The organism is Fimbriimonadaceae bacterium (assembly GCA_019454125.1).
In the GTDB taxonomy this organism is placed as follows: domain Bacteria; phylum Armatimonadota; class Fimbriimonadia; order Fimbriimonadales; family Fimbriimonadaceae; genus JALHNM01.
In genome coordinates this window covers 697697-720618 of record CP075365.1, presented here as the reverse complement: position 1 = coordinate 720618, position 22922 = coordinate 697697, and the positions used below count along the sequence as shown (strand labels likewise).

Annotated in this window: 23 protein-coding genes and 1 CRISPR repeat array; of the genes, 12 read left to right on the top strand and 11 right to left on the bottom strand. The window is 66.4% G+C overall.

What is annotated here, in order from left to right; all coding sequences use genetic code 11:
- Positions 1-6 precede the first annotated feature (6 nt).
- The 4 genes from cas4 to KF733_03485 all read left to right on the top strand — a co-directional run bounded on the left by cas4 (position 7) and on the right by KF733_03485 (position 3941).
- Positions 7-669 carry a CRISPR-associated protein Cas4 gene (gene cas4, locus KF733_03500; protein ID QYK56550.1) on the top strand — a complete coding sequence of 221 codons (663 nt, stop codon included), beginning with the start codon at positions 7-9 and terminating at the stop codon, positions 667-669.
- Complete coding sequence (gene cas1c / locus KF733_03495; GenBank protein QYK56549.1) at positions 666-1772, top strand: type I-C CRISPR-associated endonuclease Cas1; 1107 nt, start codon at positions 666-668, stop codon at positions 1770-1772. Before cas4 ends, cas1c begins: the two co-directional genes overlap by 4 nt.
- Positions 1769-2071 carry a CRISPR-associated endonuclease Cas2 gene (gene cas2 / locus KF733_03490; GenBank protein ID QYK56548.1) on the top strand — a complete coding sequence of 101 codons (303 nt, stop codon included), beginning with the start codon at positions 1769-1771 and terminating at the stop codon, positions 2069-2071. Before cas1c ends, cas2 begins: the two co-directional genes overlap by 4 nt.
- A 154-nt stretch (positions 2072-2225) precedes the next feature.
- Positions 2226-2946: a CRISPR direct-repeat array (repeat unit 37 nt; unit sequence GTCGCATCCCTCCTAACGGGGGGATGAGGATTGAAAC).
- Positions 2947-3236: 290 nt separating this feature from the next.
- The gene (locus KF733_03485; GenBank protein ID QYK56547.1) at positions 3237-3941 is read left to right on the top strand and encodes a hypothetical protein; all 705 of its coding nucleotides are present in this window, start codon (positions 3237-3239) and stop codon (positions 3939-3941) included.
- Positions 3942-4293: 352 nt separating this feature from the next.
- Here the strand turns inward: KF733_03485 and atpD are convergent, their stop codons facing one another.
- On the bottom strand, positions 4294-5727 hold the full coding sequence (atpD, locus tag KF733_03480; protein ID QYK56546.1) for a F0F1 ATP synthase subunit beta: 1434 nt from the start codon (positions 5725-5727) through the stop codon (positions 4294-4296).
- A gap of 182 nt (positions 5728-5909) precedes the next feature.
- Between atpD and KF733_03475 the strand changes: the two genes are divergently transcribed.
- The gene (locus KF733_03475) at positions 5910-7022 is read left to right on the top strand and encodes a DNA cytosine methyltransferase (GenBank protein QYK56545.1); all 1113 of its coding nucleotides are present in this window, start codon (positions 5910-5912) and stop codon (positions 7020-7022) included.
- Here the strand turns inward: KF733_03475 and KF733_03470 are convergent.
- Complete coding sequence (locus KF733_03470) at positions 7019-8254, bottom strand: NAD(P)/FAD-dependent oxidoreductase (protein ID QYK56544.1); 1236 nt, start codon at positions 8252-8254, stop codon at positions 7019-7021. The genes KF733_03475 and KF733_03470 overlap by 4 nt on opposite strands.
- A 96-nt stretch (positions 8255-8350) precedes the next feature.
- On the opposite strand from KF733_03470, the gene KF733_03465 reads away from it, so the two are divergent.
- Together KF733_03465 and KF733_03460 are read left to right on the top strand one after the other, a co-directional pair.
- A complete protein-coding gene (locus KF733_03465) occupies positions 8351-9634 on the top strand; it encodes a hypothetical protein (protein ID QYK56543.1) in 1284 nt (427 codons plus the stop codon).
- Positions 9624-10160: a VWA domain-containing protein gene (locus KF733_03460; protein QYK56542.1), complete on the top strand. Its 537-nt coding sequence runs from the start codon at positions 9624-9626 to the stop codon at positions 10158-10160. Before KF733_03465 ends, KF733_03460 begins: the two co-directional genes overlap by 11 nt.
- Here the strand turns inward: KF733_03460 and KF733_03455 are convergent.
- Positions 10157-10432, bottom strand: a complete 276-nt coding sequence (locus KF733_03455; protein ID QYK56541.1) for a MerR family transcriptional regulator — start codon at positions 10430-10432, stop codon at positions 10157-10159. The genes KF733_03460 and KF733_03455 overlap by 4 nt on opposite strands.
- Before the next feature lie 175 nt (positions 10433-10607).
- Between KF733_03455 and KF733_03450 the strand changes: the two genes are divergently transcribed.
- Together KF733_03450 and dapF are read left to right on the top strand one after the other, a co-directional pair.
- Entirely contained in the window at positions 10608-12560 is a 1953-nt protein-coding gene (locus KF733_03450) for a hypothetical protein (GenBank protein ID QYK56540.1), read from the top strand.
- A 37-nt stretch (positions 12561-12597) separates the two neighbouring features.
- Positions 12598-13440 carry a diaminopimelate epimerase gene (dapF, locus tag KF733_03445; GenBank protein QYK56539.1) on the top strand — a complete coding sequence of 281 codons (843 nt, stop codon included), beginning with the start codon at positions 12598-12600 and terminating at the stop codon, positions 13438-13440.
- Between the two features lie 2 nt (positions 13441-13442).
- Here the strand turns inward: dapF and KF733_03440 are convergent, their stop codons facing one another.
- The 3 genes from KF733_03440 to KF733_03430 are packed head-to-tail and all read right to left on the bottom strand — an operon-like array spanning position 13443 to position 16346.
- A complete protein-coding gene (locus KF733_03440; GenBank protein QYK56538.1) occupies positions 13443-14192 on the bottom strand; it encodes an ABC transporter ATP-binding protein in 750 nt (249 codons plus the stop codon).
- Positions 14185-15936, bottom strand: a complete 1752-nt coding sequence (locus KF733_03435) for an ABC transporter ATP-binding protein (protein QYK56537.1) — start codon at positions 15934-15936, stop codon at positions 14185-14187. Before KF733_03435 ends, KF733_03440 begins: the two co-directional genes overlap by 8 nt.
- Positions 15937-15995: 59 nt before the next feature.
- Positions 15996-16346: a hypothetical protein gene (locus KF733_03430; GenBank protein ID QYK56536.1), complete on the bottom strand. Its 351-nt coding sequence runs from the start codon at positions 16344-16346 to the stop codon at positions 15996-15998.
- Between the two features lie 124 nt (positions 16347-16470).
- Between KF733_03430 and purS the strand changes: the two genes are divergently transcribed.
- The 3 genes from purS to KF733_03415 are packed head-to-tail and all read left to right on the top strand — an operon-like array spanning position 16471 to position 18170.
- Entirely contained in the window at positions 16471-16704 is a 234-nt protein-coding gene (gene purS, locus KF733_03425; GenBank protein QYK56535.1) for a phosphoribosylformylglycinamidine synthase subunit PurS, read from the top strand.
- Complete coding sequence (gene purQ / locus KF733_03420) at positions 16701-17384, top strand: phosphoribosylformylglycinamidine synthase subunit PurQ (protein QYK56534.1); 684 nt, start codon at positions 16701-16703, stop codon at positions 17382-17384. The genes purS and purQ overlap by 4 nt, the downstream gene beginning before the upstream one ends.
- Positions 17385-17423: 39 nt before the next feature.
- Positions 17424-18170 (top strand): C40 family peptidase, encoded by a 747-nt coding sequence (locus tag KF733_03415; GenBank protein QYK56533.1) that lies wholly within the window; start codon positions 17424-17426, stop codon positions 18168-18170.
- Here the strand turns inward: KF733_03415 and KF733_03410 are convergent.
- From KF733_03410 to ubiE, 5 genes are read right to left on the bottom strand one after another with little or no spacing between them, the layout of a single operon-like run.
- On the bottom strand, positions 18167-19195 hold the full coding sequence (locus KF733_03410) for a DUF1611 domain-containing protein (GenBank protein ID QYK56532.1): 1029 nt from the start codon (positions 19193-19195) through the stop codon (positions 18167-18169). The two genes, KF733_03415 and KF733_03410, sit on opposite strands and share 4 nt — an antisense overlap.
- The gene (locus tag KF733_03405) at positions 19192-20232 is read right to left on the bottom strand and encodes a dipeptide epimerase (GenBank protein ID QYK56531.1); all 1041 of its coding nucleotides are present in this window, start codon (positions 20230-20232) and stop codon (positions 19192-19194) included. The genes KF733_03410 and KF733_03405 overlap by 4 nt, the downstream gene beginning before the upstream one ends.
- A gap of 16 nt (positions 20233-20248) precedes the next feature.
- Positions 20249-20998, bottom strand: a complete 750-nt coding sequence (locus tag KF733_03400; GenBank protein QYK56530.1) for an HAD-IIA family hydrolase — start codon at positions 20996-20998, stop codon at positions 20249-20251.
- Positions 20995-22002 carry a polyprenyl synthetase family protein gene (locus tag KF733_03395; GenBank protein QYK56529.1) on the bottom strand — a complete coding sequence of 336 codons (1008 nt, stop codon included), beginning with the start codon at positions 22000-22002 and terminating at the stop codon, positions 20995-20997. The genes KF733_03400 and KF733_03395 overlap by 4 nt, the downstream gene beginning before the upstream one ends.
- Positions 21999-22718, bottom strand: coding sequence for a bifunctional demethylmenaquinone methyltransferase/2-methoxy-6-polyprenyl-1,4-benzoquinol methylase UbiE (gene ubiE, locus KF733_03390; GenBank protein ID QYK56528.1), 720 nt, complete (start codon positions 22716-22718; stop codon positions 21999-22001). Before ubiE ends, KF733_03395 begins: the two co-directional genes overlap by 4 nt.
- Positions 22719-22922: the final 204 nt, after the last annotated feature.

The window sequence follows — 22922 nt, the reverse complement described above, 5'->3', positions numbered from 1 at the left end:
CATGGGGTGACCCACGACGTCCTCGTCCCCATCTCCGCCCTCGAGCACTGGAGCTACTGCCCGCGGCAGTGCGGGCTCATCCATCTCGAGAGCGTGTGGGACGAGAACGTCTTTACCGTCCGGGGGGCGCACGCCCACGAGCGGGCGGACGAGCCCGTGGGACGGGTAGAGAAAGGGGTTAAGGTCGAACGGGCGCTGCCGATCTGGTCGGACGAACTGGGGCTCGTCGGAAAGGCCGACGTCGTCGAGTTCCGCGAGCCCTCCACCAACCCCCTCCCCAAGGAAGTGGGGAGGGGGAGTCGGATCGTGCCCGTCGAGTACAAGTCCGGTGGCCCTAGGCACGAGCGGCACGCGGCCATCCAGCTTTGCGCCCAGGCGCTTTGCCTGGAGGAGATGTTCGAGACGCGCATTGAAGAGGGCGCGCTTTACTTCGGCAAGACCAAGGAGCGAAAGACGGTCGCTTTCGACGACCAGCTGCGAAAAGGCACCCTAGAGGCGATTGGTGCTGTGAGGCGGATGCTCGCCGGTCAGAGCCTGCCCCCTGCATTGAACGACCGCCGGTGCCCTCGATGCTCGCTTATCGACGCCTGCCTGCCGCGGGCGGTCGCGACGGCCGGGGCACTCGACCAAACTCCGTTCGTATTGAGGAACGAGGTCGAGCTTCCGTGACCAAGGTCTTCCTCAACACGCTTTATGTCGGCACCGACGGCGCCTACTGCCGCTTGGAGAACGACCAGGTCTTCGTCGAGGTGCCAGAAGCCGCCTCCCCATCGGCAGAAAGTGGCCCGAGCCTCGAAAGTGAGGAGGGGGCCGGCGGCGGACTGCTCCGGCGAAAGGTTGCCCTGAAGGTGCCGCTTCACCACCTCGGCGCAATCGTGCTGTTCGGAAGGGTGGCGGCCTCCTTTCCTCTTCTAGGGCGTTGCGCTACGGACGGCCGGGCGCTGGTCCTGATGAACCCGAACGGCCGCTTCGTCGCTAGAGTGCAGGGGAAGACGAGCGGCAACGTCCTCCTCCGTAAAGCCCAGTACGACTTCCACAACGACGAAGGGCTCTGCTTCGACTTCGTCCTGCGCGTCGTTGCCGCCAAGCTCCAGAACGCCCGGCAAGTGCTTCTCAGGGCTGCGCGGGAAGGCAAGGAGCCCAGCCGCGCTGCGTTCGAGTCTGCCGCGGGTCAGACCGCGTCCCTGTTGGCCCAGCTCGCCCATGTGCAAACGATCGACGAGGCCCGGGGTATCGAAGGAATGGCAGCCCAGGTCTACTTCGGCGTCTTCGACGCCATGATCACGAGCCAGCGAGTCGATTTCCGCTTCGATGGCCGGAGCCGCCGGCCCCCGCGCGACCGGGCCAACTGTCTCCTGTCCTTCCTCTACAGTCTCTGGACGAACGACTGCACCTCGGCCCTCGAAGGTGTGGGCCTCGACCCCCAGTTCGGCATCCTGCACGTGCTGAGGCCGGGAAGGCCGGGCCTTGGACTTGACCTCGTCGAAGAGTTCCGCGCGATCGTCCTCGACCGCCTAGCCCTCTCCCTGATCAACCGCAAACAACTTACCGCCGAAGACTTCAAGGTCCGCCCCGGTGGCAGTGTCATGCTCACCGACGACGGGCGCAAGAAGTTGCTGGTGGCCTATCAGAAACGCAAGCAGGTCGAGGTGCGGCACGCCATGTTCAAAGAGAGGGTGCCGATCGGCTTGCTGCCGCATGTGCAAGCCCGCATTATGGCGCGCTGTTTCCGTGGCGACATTCCCCATTACATCCCTTACGAACCGCAATGAAAAGCCGCATGCATCTCGTCGCCTGTTACGACGTCGACACGACCACGCCGGAAGGCGAACGCCGCTTGCGTAAAGTCGCCAAAGCCTGTGAAGCCTTCGGGACGCGAGTGCAAAAATCGGTGTTCGAAGTGAGCGTCACGCCGGTCGATTACGAGAAGATGCTCAAGCGCGTGCTCGGCATCATCTCGAGGGAGCAGGACACCTTCCGCGTCTATTTCCTTAAGGCGGAGTTTGCCGACTGCGTCAAGGTCTACGGTCTCGCCCACGGCACTGACTTTGAGGCGCCCCTCATTGTCTAGCGCGGATCGGAGGCGATGACGCGCCGAACTTGAGGTTCGCGCCGCCCTTCAGGTACAAACCAGCCAGCCGCACATTGAAAACTGCAAAGGGGCCGTGAAATGATAAGGCGTCCGGAAGGGGTAAATTGAACCTGGGGCGGGCGTCTCGCCCGCCGTCGCATCCCTCCTAACGGGGGGATGAGGATTGAAACACCGAGCGTGACCACGCCGAACCGGTTGACCCCGGTCACGACGGTCGCATCCCTCCTAACGGGGGGATGAGGATTGAAACGAGATCGTCTCCCAATGTTGCTCGGCCGTCATGGACGACGTCGCATCCCTCCTAACGGGGGGATGAGGATTGAAACGCTCCGGGCGGAACTGGCGGGCGCGAACTCGCGGATCGTCGCATCCCTCCTAACGGGGGGATGAGGATTGAAACTGCGATACGATGAACGTCCGCAACACCGAGACGGTCGTGTCGCATCCCTCCTAACGGGGGGATGAGGATTGAAACGAGGACGGGGTCCACCCCGCGTATGGCCACGCCCAAGTCGCATCCCTCCTAACGGGGGGATGAGGATTGAAACGCGACGGGCACGGACTGTACGGCAGTGTAGGCGACCGTGTAGTCGCATCCCTCCTAACGGGGGGATGAGGATTGAAACCAAGCGGCGGCGACGCCGGTCCCCAGGTCGGCGACGATCAAGTCGCATCCCTCCTAACGGGGGGATGAGGATTGAAACCGGATAGATCGGATGATCCAATTAGGGTTATTACCGGGCGTCGCATCCCTCCTAACGGGAGGATGAGGATTGAAACACCTGTTTTGCATTCTCGGGGACTTTTTCGATACGAAGTCGCATCCCTCCTAACGGGGGGATGGGGATTGAAACGAGAGCAAGCAGTCCCTTGCATCCCTCCTTAACGGGAGGATGAGGACTGAAAACCATTGCACCGCTCTCAACCCGGTTCTTGCGGTTGCCTTGGCCGAGGAGCAGACCCCTCCCTCTTTGAGTCGATCCCACTTGGAACGGGGCGGTTTCGAGGTCTTCTGACAGTTACCGGATAAACGGGAGCTAAAGTTTCGGACGCCGAAGCGCCGACAATTCGTACCATGGAGCCTCGCGTTCGTTTCTGGCCCATGGCGTAGGGGCACACAGGGCTTCAGGAGAAAAGAAAGAAGATGAAAGCAAGGTTATCCATGGCCTTCCAGGACCTTCGCGGGCGCGACGGGACTGTGGTCATCTCCAAGACCAGGAACGGGCTCGCATGCCGTCCTTGGGTCTTCCCGACCAACCCGAACACGGCCCCGCAGGAGTCGGCCCGCGCGAACCTGAGCAAGGCGGCGCGCACGTTCAAGAACTTCACGGCGCAGCAGGTGGCGGACTGGAACGCCTTTGGCGAGACGCAGACGCGCACCGACCCGGTCACGGGCGAGGACTACACCCTGACCGGCATCCAGGCTTTCGTCGAGCTCGGCGCGAAGTTCTTGCAGATCGTGCCGACGGGGATTCTGCCGACCGTCCCGCCCACCAACGCCTTTGTCGGCGACTCGATCTCGCTGACGGCGGTGGCGGGCACGGGCAAGGTGACCTTCACGGCCACGGCGGGCAACGCCCTGGGCGTGAGGACGGAACTCTTGTTGCAGAAGCTGAAGAGCAAGAACCGCAAACCCTCGGCCGAGGCTTATCGCTCAAAGGAGTTCTTCGCCTTTGCCACGGGCAACCTCTCGCGAGACATCGCGGTGGGCCCGGGCACGTATGCCGCGGCCTATCGTTTCGTCAACCCCTTGACAGGGCAGGCCACGGACCTGGTGCCTTTGCCGGTGGTGCAGGTGACGCTCGCGGTCGCTGCGGGTGGCGCCGAAGGCAAGAAGAAGGCTGCTTAAGCGTCAGGCTTCGGGACTTCCCCTCCCCCTGGCCCCCTCCCCAAGACTGGGGGGGGCCGCTCTTCTCTTCTTGGCTTGGGTCGAGGGTTGGGTGGCACGCCTTACCGCTCGTCCCCTCCCCCTGGCCCCCTCCCCAAGCCTGGGGAGGGGGGATGCAAGCTCCCGCTCTTCTCTTCTTGGCTTGGGTCGAGGGATGGGTGGCGCCATACCGCTCGTCCCCTCCCCCCTGGCCCCCTCCCCAAGACCGGGGGGGGGGGCCGCTCTTCTCTTCTTGGCTCGGGTCGAGGGGTGGGTGGCGCCATACCGCCCTTCCCCTCCCCCTGGCCCCCTCCCCGAGCCTGGGGAGGGGGAATTAGACGGCAGCGAGTTTCTTCGCCTTCTCCATCACGTCGTCCAGGCCGCCGCAGTAGAGGAAGGCCTGTTCGGGGATGTCGTCGAGGTTGCCTTCGACGAGTTCCTTGAACGCCCGGACGGTCTCATCGACGGTGACGTAGCGGCCCGGGTTGCCGGTGAACTGTTCGGCGACGAAGTTCGGCTGGCTGAAGAAGCGCTCGATCTTGCGGGCTCGGGCGACGGTCTGCTTGTCCTCGTCGCTCAATTCGTCGATGCCGAGGATGGCGATGATGTCTTGCAGTTCGCGGTAGCGCTGCAGGATCTGCTGCACGCGCAGGGCGACGCTATAGTGCTCCTCGCCGACGATGCGCGGGTCGAGGTTCTTGGAGGTCGAGGCGAGGGGGTCGACGGCCGGGTAGAGGCCCTTCGAGGCGATCGCGCGCTCTAGGTAGACGTAGGCGTCCAGGTGCTGGAACGTGGTGGCGGGAGCGGGGTCGGTCGGGTCGTCGGCGGGGACGTAGACGGCCTGGACCGAGGTGATCGATCCCTTATTGGTCGAGGTGATCCGCTCTTGTAGGAAGCCCATCTCGTTGGCCAGGGTCGGCTGGTAGCCGACGGCGCTCGGCATGCGACCGAGAAGGGCCGAGACCTCGGAGCCCGCCTGGACGAACCGGAAGATGTTGTCGATGAAGATCAGCACGTCCGTGCCGACCTCGTCGCGGAAGTACTCGGCCATCGTCAGCGCGGTGAGCGCGACGCGCAGGCGCGCCCCGGGCGGCTCGTTCATCTGGCCGAAGACCATGGCGGTCTTGTCAAGGACGGCCTTTTCGATCCCGTCCTTGTCCTTGAACTTCGTGTGCTGCATTTCCAGCCAAAGGTCGTTGCCTTCGCGGGTGCGCTCGCCGACCCCGGCGAACATGGAAACGCCCGAGGCCTCGACCGCGATGTTGCGGATCAGCTCTTGGATGAGAACGGTCTTGCCCAGTCCGGCACCCCCGAAGAGGCCGACCTTGCCGCCCTTGTTGAACGGCGTCAGGAGGTCGACGACCTTGAGGCCGGTTTGCAGGAGCTCGACCTTGACGTTCTGGTCCGCGAAGTCCGGCGGTTCGCGGTGGATGGGCAACCGGTGGGTGTCGTCGACCGGGCCGCGCTCGTCGATGGGCTTGCCCAGCAGGTTAAAGACGCGCCCGAGGGTGGACTCGCCGACGGGCACGCTGATCGGCGCGCCGCTGTCTTGCGCGGACATCCCGCGGACGAGGCCGTCGGTCGAGCTGAGCGCGACGCAACGCACCATGTCGTCGCCCAGGTGCTGGGCGACCTCGACGGTCAGGTCGATGTGCCGCTTCTCGTCCTTGATCTCGATCGCGTTGTAGATCTCGGGAAGGTCGCTGGTGGGGAATCGACAGTCGACGACGGGGCCGGTGACTTGGACGACGGTGCCGGTAGTTGCCATGGCGCGTGAAACCTATCCGCCGGGGCTCATCCCCGGCTCGGTCGAGTATACCGACGAGCTTTCCGCCTGACGGGCCAACTAGGCGGAGCGTCGCACCAGCGTCCCAAGAGCAGTTCCTATGGCCTAACGCGCCCCCCTGCGGCGAGCGTCCAATGACGCTCCGCGAACGTCCGTTGTCACTGGTGCGGCCGACGTTTCTCAGCTTCTTCTCCGGGATCCTGGGGCTCGACCAGGGGTTCGAGGAAGCGGGTTGGCGCTGCCTCGGGACGAACGAGCGGGACCCCGACGCGGCCCGGACGATCCGTGAGAACCGGCCGGAGACCCCGCTTCTGGAGGGGGACATCCGTGACCTGGACCTCGAGGGCTTGCGGTCGAGCCTCGGGGTGGAGCCCGGCCAACTCGATGCCGTCGTGGGGGGGCCGCCGTGCCAGGCCTTCTCCACCGCTGGTCGGCGCAAGTCGCTGGAGGACGAACGCGGAAACGTCGCCATGCACTTCCTCGCCCTGGCGGTCGCGTTGCGCCCCCGGTTCATCGTGATCGAGAACGTCCGGGGACTGCTCTCGGCCCCGCTCCGCCACCGGCCGCACCGAGAGCGCGGGCCGGACCACCCGCCCCTGGCCCTGGAGGAAGGCCCCGGCGGCGCCCTGCGCCACCTCGCCGCCTGCCTCACCGAATCGGGATATGCGGTGACTTGGGACCTCTACGACGCTTCGCGCTACGGTGCCGCCCAGCGGCGGGAGCGCCTCGTGGTGGTCGCTTCGCTGGGCGATCCCTTGCCGACCATCGCCCCCCACAACGAGCCTGGCGAGGCACGCACTTTCCGCTCGGCGACCTCCGGGATCGCGCGGCACGAGCACTTGCCCTTGCGGCCCGGACAGCGCAAGTTCCTGCCCTTGCTCGGACCGGGCCAGAACTGGCGCGACCTGCCGCCCGAGCTCTGGCCGGAGGCGCTGGGCGGGGCGCTCCAGGCTGGCGGAGGGCGGGTCGGCTTCATGCGCCGTATCGCCTGGGACGAGCCCTCGCCCACGTTGGTCACGAACCCGACGATGCCCGCGACGCTGCTCGCCCATCCCGAGGAGCTCCGCCCCTTGAGCATCCAAGAGTACCAACGGCTTCAAGGCTTTTCCGACGAGTGGCGCCTCTTTGGGAGCCTTTCCAGCCGCTACCGCCAACTGGGGAACGCCGTTCCCGTCCCCCTCGGCCGGGCGATCGCAGGGCACTTGCTGAACCCCGTCGCGGCGGCGGGGCCGACCAGCCGCTACGATCCGCGCAAGACTCGCCGAGGCGTCGCCTAGGAGTCGCGGTGCTTCGTGATCAGGCGCGCGCCCCGGTAGTAAAGAAAGTACGCCCACGCCCAGGTCGTCAGGACCGAGAGCTTTCTCCGGACGCCGAGCAGCTGCCACACGTGCACGAAGAGCCAGACCAACCAGGCGAAGAACCCGCTGAACTTGAACCGGCCGATGTCCGCCACCGCGCGGTTGCGCCCGATCGTGGCCAACGAGCCGCGGTCGCGGTAGACGAACGGCCCTTGGGGCTCCCCCACCAGAGCCCGGGCGACGTACTGGCCCTGCTGGATCGCCACTTGGGCGACTCCCGGCAAACCGCGGCCGTCCTCGGTGGGAAAGTGCGCGACGTCGCCGATCGCGTAGACCTCCTCGGCGATTCCGAGCACGCGGCAGCGGTCGTCGACCCTGATCCTGCCCGCACGGTCCGGTTCGACGCCGAGCCAGGCCGCGCCGGCCGCAGCCTTGATCCCCGCCGCCCAGACGACCACGTGCGCCGGGTAGCGCCCCTTGTCCGTCCGGACGGAGCCTTCGCCGATCTCCTGAACGGTCTCGCCCAAGAGCACGCGGACGTCGAGCCTGTCCAGCGCGTCGAGGGCCGCCTGGCTCAGCTTTTCGGGGAACCCGGGCAGGACGCGCGCGGCGCCTTCCACCAGGAAGACGCAGGCGTCGGAGGGGTCGAAGTGCCGAAAATCGGAGTCCATCGCCCGCCTGATGAGCTCGCTGATCGCGCCAGCCATCTCGACCCCGGTCGGCCCCGCGCCCACCACGACGAAGGAAAGCCACGCCCGGCGCTCCTCCGGCGTGGGCGCCGCCTCGGCCATCTCGAGCGCGCCCAGGATGCGGCTGCGGATCTCGGTCGCGTCGTTGAGGGTCTTCAGCCCGGGCGCAAAGGTCTCCCATTCCTGGTGGCCAAAGTAGCTGTGGGTTGCGCCGGTGGCGATCACGAGCGCGTCGAACGGCAAGGTGCCCAGGCTGTGCCGCACCTCTCGGCGCTGCAGGTCGACCGCCTCCACTTCGGTCATAAACACCTCGGTGTTCTTTTGCGCGCTCAGCACGCCGCGGATCGGCCAGGCGATGTCCGCCGGGGACAGGCCCGCGGTCGCCACCTGATAGAGCAGCGGCTGGAAGAGGTGATGGTTCTCCCTGTCTAGGAGAGTGACGCGCACGTCCCGGCCCTTGAGGGCGCGCGCGCACGCCATCCCCCCGAACCCGCCGCCGACGATCACCACGCGCTTCCCCATCTGTGATGCGACGTTACGAGATCGACGCGGAAGGGCCTCTGCAACCTACCCAGGCCCTCCCCCGTTAATTGGGCCGGAGACGGGATGGAATCCGAAGTGAACAGCAGCGACCCCCGCGCCCGGCGCGAACGTTTTAAAGCCGAGTGGGCTCAGGCGGATTCGGCCGCGCGCGAACGGCTCGAACATATGCGCAAAGAACTCGACGTCCTGGGCGAGAGGCGCCGTGAGCTTCGACTTGCGGCGGGTGAGGCGGCGGGCGCGGTTTCGCTGGCTTATGACCCCGCGACCAACACGTGCCACCGGCTGACACCGGAGGTCGGCACGCGCGTGCTCGTGCTCGAGTCTGCGCCAGCCGCGGTGGGCTTGGAAGCCCCGCCCGCGACGCCCGCTCCACTGGAGCCGCGCCTTCCGATCTCTCTCCAATCCCCCACTTCTGCCCCGGAGGAGCCTAAGGAGAAACCCGCAAAGAACCGCTGGCTCTCCTGGCTGGGCGACGTCGTGCTGTGGGTGCTCCTCTTGCCGATCGGCGGGTTCGTCGGAGTGGGGATCTCGACGATCGCCGGGATCTTCGACCGGCGCAACCCGTCCTCGCTTTGGACGGCCGTCGTCCTCGGCGTGACCTTCATCGCCGCGCTCAAGCTGATGGTCTCGCACCTTGCGCTGCTCGCGGGACGGCGGTGGCGGCTTCGCGAGATCAATGGTTGGGGCCTGGCCGGGTTCATCAGCGTGGGCGTGGTCTTCCTGGGCTTGGAAGCCTTCTTGGGCTCGGTGGCCCTGCAACGCTATACGGCGGCCGCAAGCTTTACCGATACGCCGATGGACGGCTGGCAAGCCTTCCTCGTCTGCCTTGGGATCACGACCCCGCTTCTTCTCGCCTCGGCCCTGAAAGCGTTCCGCGCCGGCGAGGAGAGCGCGACGGAAGAGGAGCGGCTCGCCGCCAAGCGCGAGCGGGACACCCGTGTCTACGAGGAGCAGGTCGCCGCGCACCAGAAGCGCTTGGAAGAGCGTGTGGCGATCGAGCACCGGGGGTTGCTGGAATCCTACGAGGCCCAGAAACGCGCCACCGAGCAGGAGCGCGAGGCCGCCAATCGACGGCTCGAAGAAGAGTTCTCGGCACGGATGCGCATGGAGCGGGAGAACGCGGAAGACCGGGCGGAGCTCGAGCGCAACATCGAATACCAGACCCTGCGCGGCCTGATGAACCAGATCGCGGTGCTCACCCAAGAGATCGAGGAGCGACGCCAGCGGATCAACAACCAGAAGATTTCCGACGGCTACGAGAAGAACGCACGGACGATGGTGCGAAAGAGGCACCTAGAGAGCGACAACGGAGTGTCGGAGGAGCTTGGCGAGCCAGTGGGTGAGCCCTATGCGAGCTAGCCTCCTCGTCGCGGCGATGGCCCTCGCCCTTGGCTGCGAGCCGCCGCCCCTGAAAGGAACGGAGATCGTCGCGATCGACACTTCGGGCAGCGCCCGCGAGTTCGAGGCCCGGACGTTCGCCAAAGCCCAGGCCCTTCTGGCGGGGAGCAACGCGAGGCAGGTGATCGTCTACCGCTTCGACTCCAAGCCGGCCGAGATCTACAACTCAGGGCCGTTCTCGGACGAGGCCGAGGCGGGCAAGTTCTTGAAGCGGAACCTGACGGGCGATTCGGCCACGAAGGGGACGAACCTCGCGAGGCTCTTCGAACTGATCGACCGGGACTTGGCGGCCGCGGCAAAACCGGTCAGGGTGACGGTCTTCACCGATTGCGGGGTCGAGATGATGACCGCCGAAGACGGCAAAGCGTGCCGAGAGCTTTCGGAGAAGTGGAGCGGCCAGGTGGCCGACTTGAGGTTCGTCGGCGTCCGCGTCGGTCACCGCGAAAAGCTCAGATCCTTGGTGAAGTGCCCGATCGAGATCGACTAGGCGGCCTGGTCGCGGGCCAGTTTCTCAAGGTGCCGCCGGGCACCGGCGATCGAGAACATTTCGTCCCGGAGGAGCCGCTTGAGCAGGAAGACGGTCTGGATGTCCTCGGTGCGGTAGCGTCGCTGGCCGCCCGAGGTCCGGGTCGGATGCAGGAACTGGGCGAACTCCCGTTCCCAATAGCGCAAGGTATGGACTTCGACACCGGTGATGCGGCTGGCCGCACTGATGCTGACCGCCTCACCCGCCTTTCCTGCGCGCTTATCCTGGTTCATCTCCGACTTCCGAGCCCCGTGCCTTCCGGGCACGAAGCTTCCTTGTTAGCAATTCTCGGTTCTTCCCGACCTTTTTCTCAGGGAAAATGGGAACCGGCCGCAATCGCCCGTCCTTCCGAGGATAGGACCGGTCGGACCTTATTCGCGGCCCAACGTATAACCCCTCGTCAACCCCATGGAAGGAAGCTGTCCAACCCAGGTCGCGGTGCTACGGGAACTCGAAAAGATCGCTCCCGGCGCGCCCTTCCTGGCCCTAGGACAAACGGTCTTCTGGGACGAGCCCATGAAAGCGGGCGTGGCCCTTGCTTCGAAGCGGCTTGGCTCGGGGCGTCGTTTCATCGCCGGGGTCCATGACACCGACTACTTCGCTAAGTTCGCCCAGAAGGGCAGCAGCGGCGGGTTCGAGGCGCTCCCCCACAACGACACGACGACGAAGGGGATCTGGAGCGCGGCGGCCGAGTTCTCCTCGCTCTTCGGTTCGGAGACGGTCGTGACCCGCGAGACGCTGGCCCACTACGGGGCCAAGCTGGGCAGAATCCAAGCAGAGCGCCCCGGTTACCTGGACGCCGCCACCGAGGCCTTCGGGTGGCGCGGAGTGGTCGCCTTGAACGCCGAACAGCACCGCGTGACGGCCGAAAAGCAGGTCGGCCCCCTCTTCGGCACACTTTTCGCCACCCTGCAGCAGACCGTCCGGGACAGCCTGGCTTGCATCGCCGGCCCGAACCGCGACCCGGCGGGTGAGGCCGCAGAGCGCCTTCTTAGCCTGGCTTGCGAGGACGCGGACGCGCCCGGCTTGAGCCTGGCCCACTACTACCGCAGGCTCCTGAGGCCGATGTACGAGTTCGCCGCGAACGAAGCGGTGGATTTGGAGACGACGACCACCACAGAGCTCCTCCAGTTCAATTCGGCCACCGCCGGGCTGCCCCGGTTCGAGATCCTGAGCCTGTTCCTCGCGCCCGAAAGCCGGGAGGCTGCCTGCCGGGCCTATGACGAGGCCGTCGCCGTCAGCGAGACCTACTCCTTGGAGCGGTTCGGCGCGGGCGCCATCCCCTTCGACCTCGTGATCCCGGGGGCGGGGCGTGGAACGCTCCTGATCGGGACTCGCGGGGCCGTCGTGCTGACCCCGACCCCCGTCGCCTTCAGCTACAAGAAGCGTCCTGGGAACGCCCAAGAACTAGCCGCCTTGGTCGAAGCCAAGTTCGGACCGGACTGCACGTTGGTAGGCAAGGCCGTCACCCTCATCGGGATGCTCGCCCAGGAGTTCGTCTTCGTCTTCCACGAGGGGGCGAGCGGTTACGTCCAGCAGAGCCGCCACATGCACGAGCTCCTCGCCGCGAGCGGCTATCCGCTCCGCCTGAATCCGATCCTTCGCGTCGGCTACGAGCCTTGGGACGCCCTTTACGACTGCTGCTCCTGGTTCCGCCTGCCCGAACCCCTCCGCGGCCCGTTCGGGACCGTCGACCTCAGCGCCAACAGCTTCGCCGCCCGGTGGCGCGAAGTCGGCGAAAAGCAACGCAGCCTCCTTTTCGGGCTGGGCCAGCTTCGCCGCCCGCTGGAACTGATCCGATTCTTGTCCACCGAACTTCGAGGAAGTTGGAGCTGCCTGGCCCGACAGTACGAGTCTGTCAACGACGAGATGGGCTCGGTCCGTGCCTCTGTGGCCGAAATCAAGGCCAAGCGGCAAGCGGTCGTGCAAGGTCTAAAGGCGGCCACCAGACGGCGCGAAGAGGCCGAACGGGCGAAGGGGCGCCACTGGCGCGACCGGATCTTCGAGAAGGACCCGACCGAGGCCGACTGGGAGGAGCGTGAGCGGTTGACCCACGGCGTCGCGGACGCAATGGCGGAGATCGCCCGGCTCCGAAGCGAGTGGCGGGAACTTGTCGCGGCCCAAGAAGCCCTCGTCCAATCCCCTCAAATGGCCGATGCCCGTCGACGCCGCCGCGACATTGCCCTGGAGGCCGAACTGGCCCGGGTCAAAATTGTGCGAGAGGCCGTGGTCTCGACGGAGGGCCTGGAGCATGCGGGCAAGCGCCCCGCCGCGTGGTGGTTCCCGCTCGTCTGCCCAGAGGGCGAATGGTTCCGGCGCACGACGAGCTCGGCCCATTACCGGCTCGAAAGTCTGATCTGACCAAGACGCTTCGCACCCCTCAAATCCCAAGAAGAGAATGACCTCCCTTCCCTTTTTCAAGACCCAGACGCTCGGAAACGATTTTGTGCTCGTGGACGAGCGGGACGTCGTCGGGCTGCCCCTGCCGGAACTGGCCCGAGAGGCTTGCTGCCGCCGCTTCGGGATCGGTTCGGACGGTCTGCTCGTGGTCGGTCGGCACGGCCGGGACATGCGCCTGCGCATGTTCAACCCGGACGGGAGTGAGGACTTTTGTGGCAACGGTCTCCGGTGTGCGGCGTGGCACGGGCACCTGGAAGGGTGGTTCGAGGGCCGCACGACCATCTGGCACGGCGGTCGGCCGATCCCGGCCGAAGTGAAGGACGGCCTCGCCACGATCGAGCTTCCGCCCGCGGACTTTTCGCCCGAGGCGGTGCCCGTCGTCAGCGCCTTCCCGTTCATCGACCAAGCGGTCCATGGCGTGGTCGGCACCGCCGTGAGCACAGGGAGCGCCCACTTCGTGGCGATCGTCGACGAGCTTCCGCAAGACCCCGATTTCGCGCGCCTCAGCAGCCTGATCGAGAACGACCCCGTCTTCCCAGAGCGGGTCAGCGTCATGTACGCGCGGCCCACGGGTGACCGGTCGCTCGAGTTGCGAATTTGGGAGCGGGCGGTTGGCGAGACCCTGGGCTGCGGCACCGGCATGGTGGCGGCCGCGGTGGTCTGGGCCCGGCGGTCGGGTTTCTCGGGCCGGTTCAGCGTCGCGAGCAGAGGGGGCGAGCTCTTGGTCGACCTCGACTCTTGGGAGTCGCCCGTCCGCTCCTCCAGCGCTCCTGTCCGCGTCTTCGACGGCACCGCGCTGGTCCACAACGCCAGACGCTTGCCGGATTTGGCCGCGAGCTGAACCTAGCGGACGGGGACGAGCCCGCGCCCGGCAAAGCCCACCCCATAGACCTTCGCCAACTCGGCGGAAGACGCCAAGTCTTCGGCGGAGCCGTCGAAAGCCATGCTTCCCTCGCAGAGCAACGCCGCGCGGGGAAAGTGGGTGAACGCCCAGCCGAGGTCGTGCGACGTCGCCACGACCGTGCGCCCCAGGGCAGCCATTCGGGCCACCAACTCGCCCACCTCCACTTGGTGCAGGGGGTCGAGGTGGTTGGTCGGCTCGTCCATCAGGACGATGGGCGTCTCTTGGGCCAGGGCCCGGGCGATGACCGCGCGCTGGAACTCGCCCCCACTGAGGTCTGTGACCGGGCGCCCGGCGAGCGCTTCGCACTCCGCGTCGGCCAGGGCCTTTTCGACCGCGTCATGGTCGGCGGCGGACTCGAAAATCCCGCTCGACCACGGCAGCCGGGCGGTGAGGACCAGCTCACGGACGGTCATGGCGAAGGCGGGGGCCTCGACCTGCGGCACGAAGGCGACGGTCTGGGCCATCTCGCGGCGGGAAAACGCGGCCACCGGCCGCCCCATCACCGTGACCGTGCCGCCCGCCGGCATCGCCCCACAAAGCACCTTGAGGAGTGTCGTCTTTCCCGCCCCGTTGGGCCCCAAGAGCACGAGGCGCTCCCCTGGCGCGACGCAGAGGTCGAGCCCCTTGAGGACCGGCTTGGCCCCATAGGAGGCGGTGACTTGCGAGAGGACGAGGGCCTTGTCAGACATCGGCGTCGATCATCCCGCTCGTGAACGCGCGGAACATTCCCGCGTAGGCGCCGCCCGAGGCCATGAGATCGGCATGGGAGCCCAGCTCGACGATGCGCCCCTTCCGGAGCACGGCGATGCGGTCGGCGCGGGCCGCCGTGGTGAGCCGGTGGGCGATGAAGAGGGTCGTGCGGCGGCGCATGGCTTCGTCCAGCGCCTCCGTGACCGCCTGCTCGCTCACCGCGTCCAGATTGCTTGTCGCCTCGTCGAGCAGCAGGACGAGGGGATCGCGCACCAAGGCGCGGGCGATGGCGAGGCGCTGTCCCTCGCCCCCGCTCAAGCGCACGCCGCGCTCCCCGAGCACCGTGCCGTAACCCTCCGGGGTCGAGGAGATGAAGTCGTGGGCGTGGGCCAGGCAGGCCGCTTCCTTGATGCGCGACTGGTCCGCCTCGGGTGCGGCTAACCGGAGATTGTCCGCAATCGTGCCCGCGAAAAGGAACGTGCTCTGCGGCACGACTCCAAAATTCGAGCGGTACCAACTCGTGTCGAGCTCGCGCAAGTCGACGCCGTCGAAGAGGACCCGGCCCGAAGTCGGGTCGTAAAACCGCAAGAGGAGGTCGGCGATGGTGCTCTTCCCGGCCCCGCTCGGCCCGACCAGCGCGAGCGAGGTGCCGGGCTCGATCACAAAGCTGACCTGGTCGAGGGCGCGGGTGCCGTCGGGGTACTCAAAAGTCACGTTCTCGAACTCGATGCGGCCGCTCGGCTTGGGCAAGGTTCGCTGGCCGGTCTGCCCGTGAGATTCCTCCGGCACGTCGAGCACCTCTCGGTGGATGCGGTCCGCCGCCGCCTGGACCTGGTTGTAAACGCCGTTTACGTTCGCGACGCTGCGCATGCCCTGGTTCACGAGGTCGAGGGCGAGCGTCAGGGCGACGATGTCTTCCACCGCGAGGATGCCAGCCTTCGCGAACACCCCGCAGAGGTAGAGGATCGCGGCCAGGGAGACCGCACCGATTAGTTCCACCATCGGCCGGAGCTGCGCCGTCTTGCGGATCGCGTAGTCCTGGCTGGCAAGTTGCCGGTCGAGATAGCGTTCGAAGATCGCCCGCACCTGGCTCTCCGCCGCGAAAGCCTTCACCACCCGCTGGCCCGCGATCGCCTCCTGACTGACGGCGGTGAGGTCTGCGAGGTCGTCCTGCAACTGGGCCTGTGCCCGCTTCAACCGCTTGCCGTTCTGGTGCACGAACCACGCGATGACGGGCACGAACGCGAAGGCGACCAGGGCCAGCTGCCAGTTCATCATGAACACAGCGCCAAGTGCGAGGACCGCCTTGGCGGGCCCGTCGATACTATCGCGGATGAGGGTGACCGCGTTCTGATAAACGTTCGTGTCGTTGCTCAGCACGCTTTGCAACGCTCCCTCGCGCTTGTTGTTGAAGTAGGCGACGGGCAGGCGCTGCAGCTTTGCGAAGAGGCGGCGGCGCAGGTCTGTCCCGAGCCGGGCAGCGGCCAGGCCCAAGAAGTAAGTCTGCCCCCGGGTGAAGAAGTATTTGAGGCCAAAGACGCCGACGACCGCGAGGCAGACGATGCCGAGGGTGGGCAGGTCCGCGCGGTTGATCGCCCCGACCGCGAACTTAGTCAGGGGAATGACCGCCGCCGCAAGGAGCCCCGAGACCGCCACGCAGGCGAGCCCCTTGCTGATCGGCACCTTCTGCTTGCGCAGGTCGGCGGTGATGCGGGGGTCTAGTCTACGGAACAGCGCGCGCATGGGGTCGCGAAGCTAGTGTGGCGCGAAGGGACGGGCAGTGCCGGGATAAGGCGCGGCCCTCAGAAGCCGGTGACGGCCGGTTCGACCGCGCGGATCGCGTCCAATCGGCTCCAGAAGGACTCGCTCGCCCGCCTTGCCCACGCCTCGGCGCACACGTCCTGAGGGGTCAGTGCAAGGACGTCGCACTGCAGGGGAACGAGCGCGGCCGGGCCGTCAGAGGACCCGAAACGAATGGTCAGGGTCGTCGTCCCAGAAGTCCAAGTGAAAACCGTGGCCGGGGCGACACCCGGGATCTGCAACGGGAAGAAGAAGACTTCTGGATTCAGGACAGGCTTGCGGAAAGCCTCCGCCCTAGGCGCCGAGAAGCCGACGCATAAGGTCGCAACACCCAGACTCGCTACCGTGAACATCTTCTGCTCCCCCTCCAGTGTAGGAGACGTTGGTCGGACGGTCGGGACGTTCGGCCGTTTCCGTCTTTTCAGGTCTTTTTTCCGGCACCCCCGATTTAGGGGAGATCGCTGTCAAAATCGGGGCGTGGTGAAAGTGCGGGTGACGGTGATGCTCAAGCAAGGGCTCCTGGATTCGGCGGGCCGGACGGTCCTCGGCTCGCTGCGGAAGCTTGGCTACCCGGAGGTCGAGGAAGTGAAGATCGGAAAGGTGGTCGACCTGCAGATGCCCGAGTTCGACGAGGCCAAAGTGAAGGCGATGTGCGACCGTCTGCTCGCAAACCCCGTGATCGAGGACTATCGCTACGAGGTCCTCGCTTGAGGATCGCGGTCGTCCGGTTTCCCGGCGCGAACTGCGACCAGGACGCGCTCCACGCCCTGCGCGACGACATGGGGTTTCAGGCCGAATACGTCTGGCACGAGGAGGCGAGCCTGGCCGGCTTCGAGGGCGTCTTCCTGCCTGGCGGCTTCAGCTATGGCGACTATCTGCGAGGCGGGGCGATCGCGGCGCGGGCGCCGATCATGGACGAGGTCAAGCGGTTCGCCCAAGAGGGGCGCCCCGTCCTAGGCGCCTGCAACGGGTTCCAGGTCCTCTGTGAGGCGGGCATCCTCTCCGGGGCGTTGCTCAAGAACCGGGGCCTGCGGTTCGTGTGCCGCGACGTCTGGATCCGGGCCGAAGAGCGGGGGTCCATCTGGACCGAGGCGGTCGACCGGCCCCTGCAGATTCCGATCGCCCACAACGAGGGCCGCTTCACGGCCGGCGAGGAAGACCTTCGCAGGATCGAGGGCGAAGGCTTGGTCGCGTTCCGGTACGTCGCCGGGCCGGACCCCGCCCAGCCGATCAATCCGAACGGTTCCGCGAACGACATCGCGGGCGTCTTTAACCCGGCTCGAAACGTTCTCGGGATGATGCCGCACCCAGAACGGGCGAGCCGTGCGAACTTAGGTTCGACCGACGGACGTCTGATCCTGCAAGGCTTCGCAACGGTCCTGGCCAGGTAGACTCGCAGGCCGTTCGTGCCGATAATCGAAACCAGAGCTATGAGGATTGGCTTGCTCTCCCTATTGGTTTTCCTTTGTGCACTGTGCTTTGGCCAGACGGCCGGTGCGAGTGGCGGCAAGGTGATCGGCAAGCTCGGCCAGGCCGTCGACGTGGCCGCCATCCATGCCAGCGCCAGCCCGAAGGGCAAGATCTACTATAGGACCAAGAAGTTCCAGTACCTGATCGTGAACGCCACCAAGCATGAAGGCTGGCTCTCGGTCGTGTTGCAGAACGGTCGCAGCGGGTTCATCGAGGCGGACAAGGTCGCGCGGCTCCCCTATGACGTTCGGATCAACCAGCCTGTCAGTAGGGGCAACACCACCTCGCGAGGCGGCGTGGCCGTCCGCGCCAACGACCCGGAAAAGCAGCAGATGCTGCAGTACAGCTTTAACTATATCGGCACCCCTTACGTCTGGGGCGGCAACAGCCTGAACAACGGCGTCGACTGCAGCGGCTTCGTCCAGCAGCTCTTCGGAAAGATCGGGGTAGACCTCCCCCGGACGGCAGCCGAGCAGGCTCTGGTCGGCAAGCCGGTGGAGCGGCTCGAAGACCTGCTGCCAGGCGACCGGCTCTATTTCTGGGAGAGCAAGCGCGGCAAGATCGGCCACACCGGCATCTTCCTTGGCTTCCAGGGCGACGGGCGCGCCTACTTCATCCACTCAAGTTCTGGCCGCAAAGGTGTGCAGACCGACGACCTAGCTAAGCCCTCGTGGCGAAAGATCCTCGTCGCGGCCCGCCGCGACTAGGCTAGGATCGCGTCGAGAAGAACCTCCGCCCCATGGCGGACGGGGTCACAGGCCGGCAGGCACGTGGCCTCTTTTGCTTCCTGGACGGCGCGCTCCGCTTCCGCTGCGCTCATGTGGGCCGTGTTCAGCGCGACCGCCACCGTCCGCGGGCGTTGGAAGACGCCGGCCGCCTCGGCGACCGTCTCGTTCAGCTCGGCGAGGGCGCGGAGCGGCGGGATCTCGACCCAGGGCAACTTGCCGAGCGTCTTCATCCCGGCCCGGTGGCAAAGGACCAGGTGGGTCGGTTGCGAGCCGCGCAACAAGGGCAACGGGCTCGTGCTGCTCGGATGGATAAACGCCCCTTGGCCCTCGACCAGTACAATCTCGCAGCCTTCGTGCTTCAAAGTCTCGGCCTCGATGGCGCCGGCCGCATAGTCGACGCGGACGGCGTCGAGGGGGATGCCCGCCCCCGTGATGACAATGCCGATCTGGCCGGTGGCGACGAACCCTGTCGGGATCCCTCTGTCGCGGGCGGCTTTTAAGGTCTCGAGCCCGGCCGTCATCTTGCCGACGCTCATGTCCGAACCCACGAACAGCACCCGGCGGTTCTTGAGCAGCCGCGTCCGGCCCTGGCTGACCCCGAGTCCCGACGGCTCGACGCGGACGTCCCAGACGAACTGCCCGCTCGCCAAGTTCGGATAGCGCGGGCCGAGGCGGTCGTGGAGGCCGTTGACCAGGCTCAAGCCGAGTGCCACCGCATCGTCCATCACCGGCCACCAGGCCTGGGGGATGCGACCGCCCGAGGGCGCAATACCGAGCACGAGGACGTCCGCTCCCAATGCGGCCGCTTCCCCGACGGTCGCCACAATCGGCGCGTCGCGGTCGACGCCAGAAAGGTGTCTAAGGTCGTCGCCTGCGTGGGCGGGGTCGACGACGGCCACGACTTCATTGCGCGAATAGCGCAAGACTCCCAGGCCCATCTTGCCCGTATCCTCCTCGAACGCGCCCGCCATATAGAGCGCGAGGCGGTGTTGCGGCTGGATCATCGCGCCTCCCTCGGCCAGCACCCGTGGCCGGGGGCGTCGGAGGGCATGGTCATGCCCTCTTTCCAGTCCAAACCGGTGGCGGGGTCGGGCTCCAGGTTCAGGTGTGAATCCAAATCGATGTGATCAATGATGCCGCTTATCGAGGCGGCCGCGCCGATCGCCACGCTGCTCTCTCCCATACAGCCGATCATGGTCTGCAAGCCATGGGCGCGCGCCACGCCGATCACGCGCATCGCTTCGGTGATCCCCCCTGTCTTCATGAGCTTGAGGTTCACACCGTCGCAAGAGGCGCTGTGCCGGACCACATCGCGGCTGGTGCGAATGGATTCATCCAAGAACACGGGCAAGAGCCTGCCCTCAAGGAGCTCGGGCAGCATATCCTCGGTTCCCGCCGCCAGAGGTTGCTCGACGTAGTCGCACCCCCGCCCTGCCAGCCACTTGAGCATTGTTTTCGCGTCCGCCAGGTTCCAGCCGCCGTTGGCGTCGACGCGGAGGCTGGCGCCTGTCCCGGCCAGGGCCGTCTCCGCCGCTTCATAGGCCGCCTGGTCCGCCTCGATTCCCGCAGGGCTCCCCAGTTTGAGCTTCACAAATCGAGGGGAAAAGCGCTCGACCCAGTCGCGACAGCGGAATGTCACGACGTCCGGCGGGTTGATCCCCACCGTCACGCTCGTCGGCACCGTGGGTTTCGCCAATCCGAGCAACCTGTGAAGCGGCAAGTTGGCCTTTTTGGCGAGCCAGTCCCAATAGGCGACGTCGAGCCCGGCAAGCGCCCAACTCGGCACGCCCGCCTCGTGGCCCACCGCCCAGATCCGTTCCGGCCCCTGCATCGCGTGGTCGCGGAAGAGCCGCTCCAGCGGCTCTATCAGGCTGCCACAGGGCGGATCCTCTTCCGAGATGCCCGGGGCACATTCCCCGATCCCGGTCACCCCGTCCCAGTCGATATAAACGTAGAGGTTTTCTGACCCGGCCGACGTCCCGCGGCTGATCTGAAGCGGGAACCGCTTGTTCAACCGCACGGTCTGGAAGCGGATCTCCATGCGGAAAGAATGCTACCTAGGGAAGCAGGCCGCGCATATCGGGCGCGCCCGCCTGGCCCTCGGGAATCCGCTCCGTGACCCCGGTCAGCACCAAGAAGGTGTCGCAACCGGCGGCCCGGCCCGCGTCTATGTCGGTGTCGACGCGGTCGCCCACGACGAGCGCTTCGCCGGGAGCGACGCCCGTCTCGTCCATCGCCCACTCCAGAAGGTCCGGGGCCGGCTTCCCGAGCACGCGCGGCGAGACGCCCGAAGCGCGCTCGACCGCGGCAACGATCGCGCCACTCCCTGGCTGCAACCGCCCTCCCGGCATCGGATAGGTGGGGTCGGCGTTCGTGGCGAAGAACGGCACCCCCCCGCGGACGAGCCGCGCGGCATCGTCCAACTTCTCGTATGTGATGCCCCGACATATCCCGACGAAGACGGCCTCCGCCCCCTCGACCGCCGACGGATCGATGCCGGCCGCCCAAAATGCTGCTTCTAGCGCAGGTTCAGCGAAGGTATGTACGTGCTTATAGCCCTGATCTTGCGCATAGCGCACGGCCAGCTGGCCTGAGCCATAGACCCACGACTCTTCGCACGGCATCCCCATCGCGCGCAGCTTCTGGGCCACCCCTTCGCGCGTGGCGGCGGAGTTGTTCGTGATGTAGCGAAGCTTCGCGCCCAGCGTGAACAAACGTTCGAGCGTCTCACGCGCGTATGGGACGGGCTCATTGCCCCGGTAGACCGTACCGTCCAGGTCCAGAAGATAAAGGCTGTACAGCTTCACGAGCGCCGCGCGACCGAGAACTCGGCCAGCGACGCCAGCCCTTCGCGATAGGGAGAAGGCTCCAGGGCCTCCAACGCCCCGAGCGCGTGGCCGACGAAATCCAGCGCCAGCGCCTCTGCCCGGGCGAAGGCGCAGTGCGCCACCATCCAGTTGCGGATCTGCTGGAACTCGGCGTCTGAGACGGGCGTGCCGAACCGCGCCCGGAGGTACTCAAGGTCCGCCCCGGAGGCGCTTTCCCGCAGCAAGATAAGGGGGAGCGTGGCCTGGCCCTCACGGAAGTCGATGCCGCGCGGCTTGCCGGATTCAGACTCTTCGGCCTGATAGTCGAGCAAGTCGTCCGCGATCTGGAAGGCCATGCCGAGCGAGTTCCCGTAAACCTTAAGGGCCTCGATGACGGCCGGCTGCGCGGAAGCGACCAGCCCGCCCACCTGGCAGCAATTCTCGACGAACGCGGCGGTCTTCATTCGGAGCACAGCCATATAGTCGTCTTCGGACAGGTCGAAACGGCCCCGGCACTCGACCTCGCGGACCTCTCCTTCGGCCATCTCGACGACCATGCCGCTGACGGCGCGAATGACGGCAAGGTCGCCGTCCATCGCCAAAATGCGCATGGCCCGGGCGAGGAGCACGTCGCCAGAGAGGACGGCCGCGGTGTTTCCGAACTCGCTCGCAGCCGTGCGCTTCCCGCGCCGGGTCTCGGCCTGGTCGATGACGTCGTCGTGGACGAGCGTGGCCGTGTGGATCAGCTCCAGGCACGCGCCGACCTCGGCCAGGCGCGCCTCGGAGACGCCGGGATCGCTCGCCTTGCCACAAAAATAGGTGAGCGCGGGGCGGAGCCGCTTGCCGCCCGCCTGCAGCGTGCTGAGTCCGACCAAGTCGACCGTCTCGACCTTGCTCTTTACTTCGCGCCGCATGACGGCTTCCATGCGTTCGAGCGCCTTGTCCGCCTCGCGCAAGAGCGCGTCGTCCGGCTTCGCCGGCCGCGTAAGGCCCAGTTGCCTCACCGCTTCACCCCCAGGTGCATGGCGATCACTCCGACGAAGACCGTCTTCACCCGGACGTCGTCAAAGCCCGCCCTGCGGAACTCCTCGGCGAGGTCCGAGGGAGTCGGGAAGCCGCGCGTGCTCTCCGGCAGGTAGCGATAGGCCTCGGGCTCCCCAAAGATCCGCCCCAGCGCGGGCGAGGCCCAATGGAACACCTTGCTAGGCAAGTCGAGCTTCCCCTCAGAACGGCCCGCCATGTCTAGACAAACGAACCGGCCGCCCGGCTTTAGGACTCGGCAGACCTCTCGCAGGGCCGCGTCCCGGTCCACGACGTTCCGAAGTCCCCAGCCCATCGTGACCGCGTTGAAGGAGGCCGATTGGAAAGGCAGCCGCCGCGCGTCGGCCAGGCCCAGGGCCGCGCGGGGCCGCACCTTGCCGCCGGCGAGCCTTAGCATCGGGAAGCTGAAGTCGACACCCACCACGTTGCCCCCCTCACCGACCGCCTTCAGCAGAGGCAGGAGGAAGTCGCCCGTGCCGCAGCAGACGTCGAGCACGGAGTCCCCGGGCGAAAGGGCCAGCTGCTCCACCGCCCGCGACCGCCAAGAACGGTCGAGACTGAAGCTGAGGAGGAAGTTCAGGCGGTCGTACTTCGGGGCGATCCTCCCGAACATCTCGCGAATGTCGGCCTGACGCCGATCCTTTTCCAGGGCGTCTGCCCGGGGCCCGCTTTCTACCACCTGCTTGGGATATTACCGCGCGGCCGGGCCTGGCCCATTCCAGTTTCAGAACTTTTTGAAAGTTCAACAACTTTTATCAGCACTTCGGGCCTGCCGCGAAAGGGGTTCGTGAACCGTCCCTTCGCTGAGGTAGGAACGCCCGGTACAATGCAGGTTCGGATGCCCGCCCTTTCAGGGCCCTCTGCACCGATGCTTTCTTTTTAA

Bases quoted from the DNA above. Each gene is read 5' to 3' on its own strand.
- KF733_03440 (QYK56538.1), bottom strand. From the start codon at position 14,192: ATGTCTGACAAGGCCCTCGTCCTCTCGCAAGTCACCGCCTCCTATGGG.
- KF733_03405 (QYK56531.1), bottom strand. From the start codon at position 20,232: ATGGAGATCCGCTTCCAGACCGTGCGGTTGAACAAGCGGTTCCCGCTT.
- KF733_03455 (QYK56541.1), bottom strand. From the start codon at position 10,432: ATGAACCAGGATAAGCGCGCAGGAAAGGCGGGTGAGGCGGTCAGCATC.
- KF733_03485 (QYK56547.1), top strand. From the start codon at position 3,237: ATGAAAGCAAGGTTATCCATGGCCTTCCAGGACCTTCGCGGGCGCGAC.
- KF733_03430 (QYK56536.1), bottom strand. From the start codon at position 16,346: ATGTTCACGGTAGCGAGTCTGGGTGTTGCGACCTTATGCGTCGGCTTC.
- KF733_03450 (QYK56540.1), top strand. From the start codon at position 10,608: ATGGAAGGAAGCTGTCCAACCCAGGTCGCGGTGCTACGGGAACTCGAA.
- KF733_03435 (QYK56537.1), bottom strand. From the start codon at position 15,936: ATGCGCGCGCTGTTCCGTAGACTAGACCCCCGCATCACCGCCGACCTG.
- KF733_03470 (QYK56544.1), bottom strand. From the start codon at position 8,254: ATGGGGAAGCGCGTGGTGATCGTCGGCGGCGGGTTCGGGGGGATGGCG.
- atpD (QYK56546.1), bottom strand. From the start codon at position 5,727: ATGGCAACTACCGGCACCGTCGTCCAAGTCACCGGCCCCGTCGTCGAC.
- KF733_03460 (QYK56542.1), top strand. From the start codon at position 9,624: ATGCGAGCTAGCCTCCTCGTCGCGGCGATGGCCCTCGCCCTTGGCTGC.
- KF733_03410 (QYK56532.1), bottom strand. From the start codon at position 19,195: ATGATCCAGCCGCAACACCGCCTCGCGCTCTATATGGCGGGCGCGTTC.
- KF733_03415 (QYK56533.1), top strand. From the start codon at position 17,424: ATGAGGATTGGCTTGCTCTCCCTATTGGTTTTCCTTTGTGCACTGTGC.
- cas2 (QYK56548.1), top strand. From the start codon at position 1,769: ATGAAAAGCCGCATGCATCTCGTCGCCTGTTACGACGTCGACACGACC.
- dapF (QYK56539.1), top strand. From the start codon at position 12,598: ATGACCTCCCTTCCCTTTTTCAAGACCCAGACGCTCGGAAACGATTTT.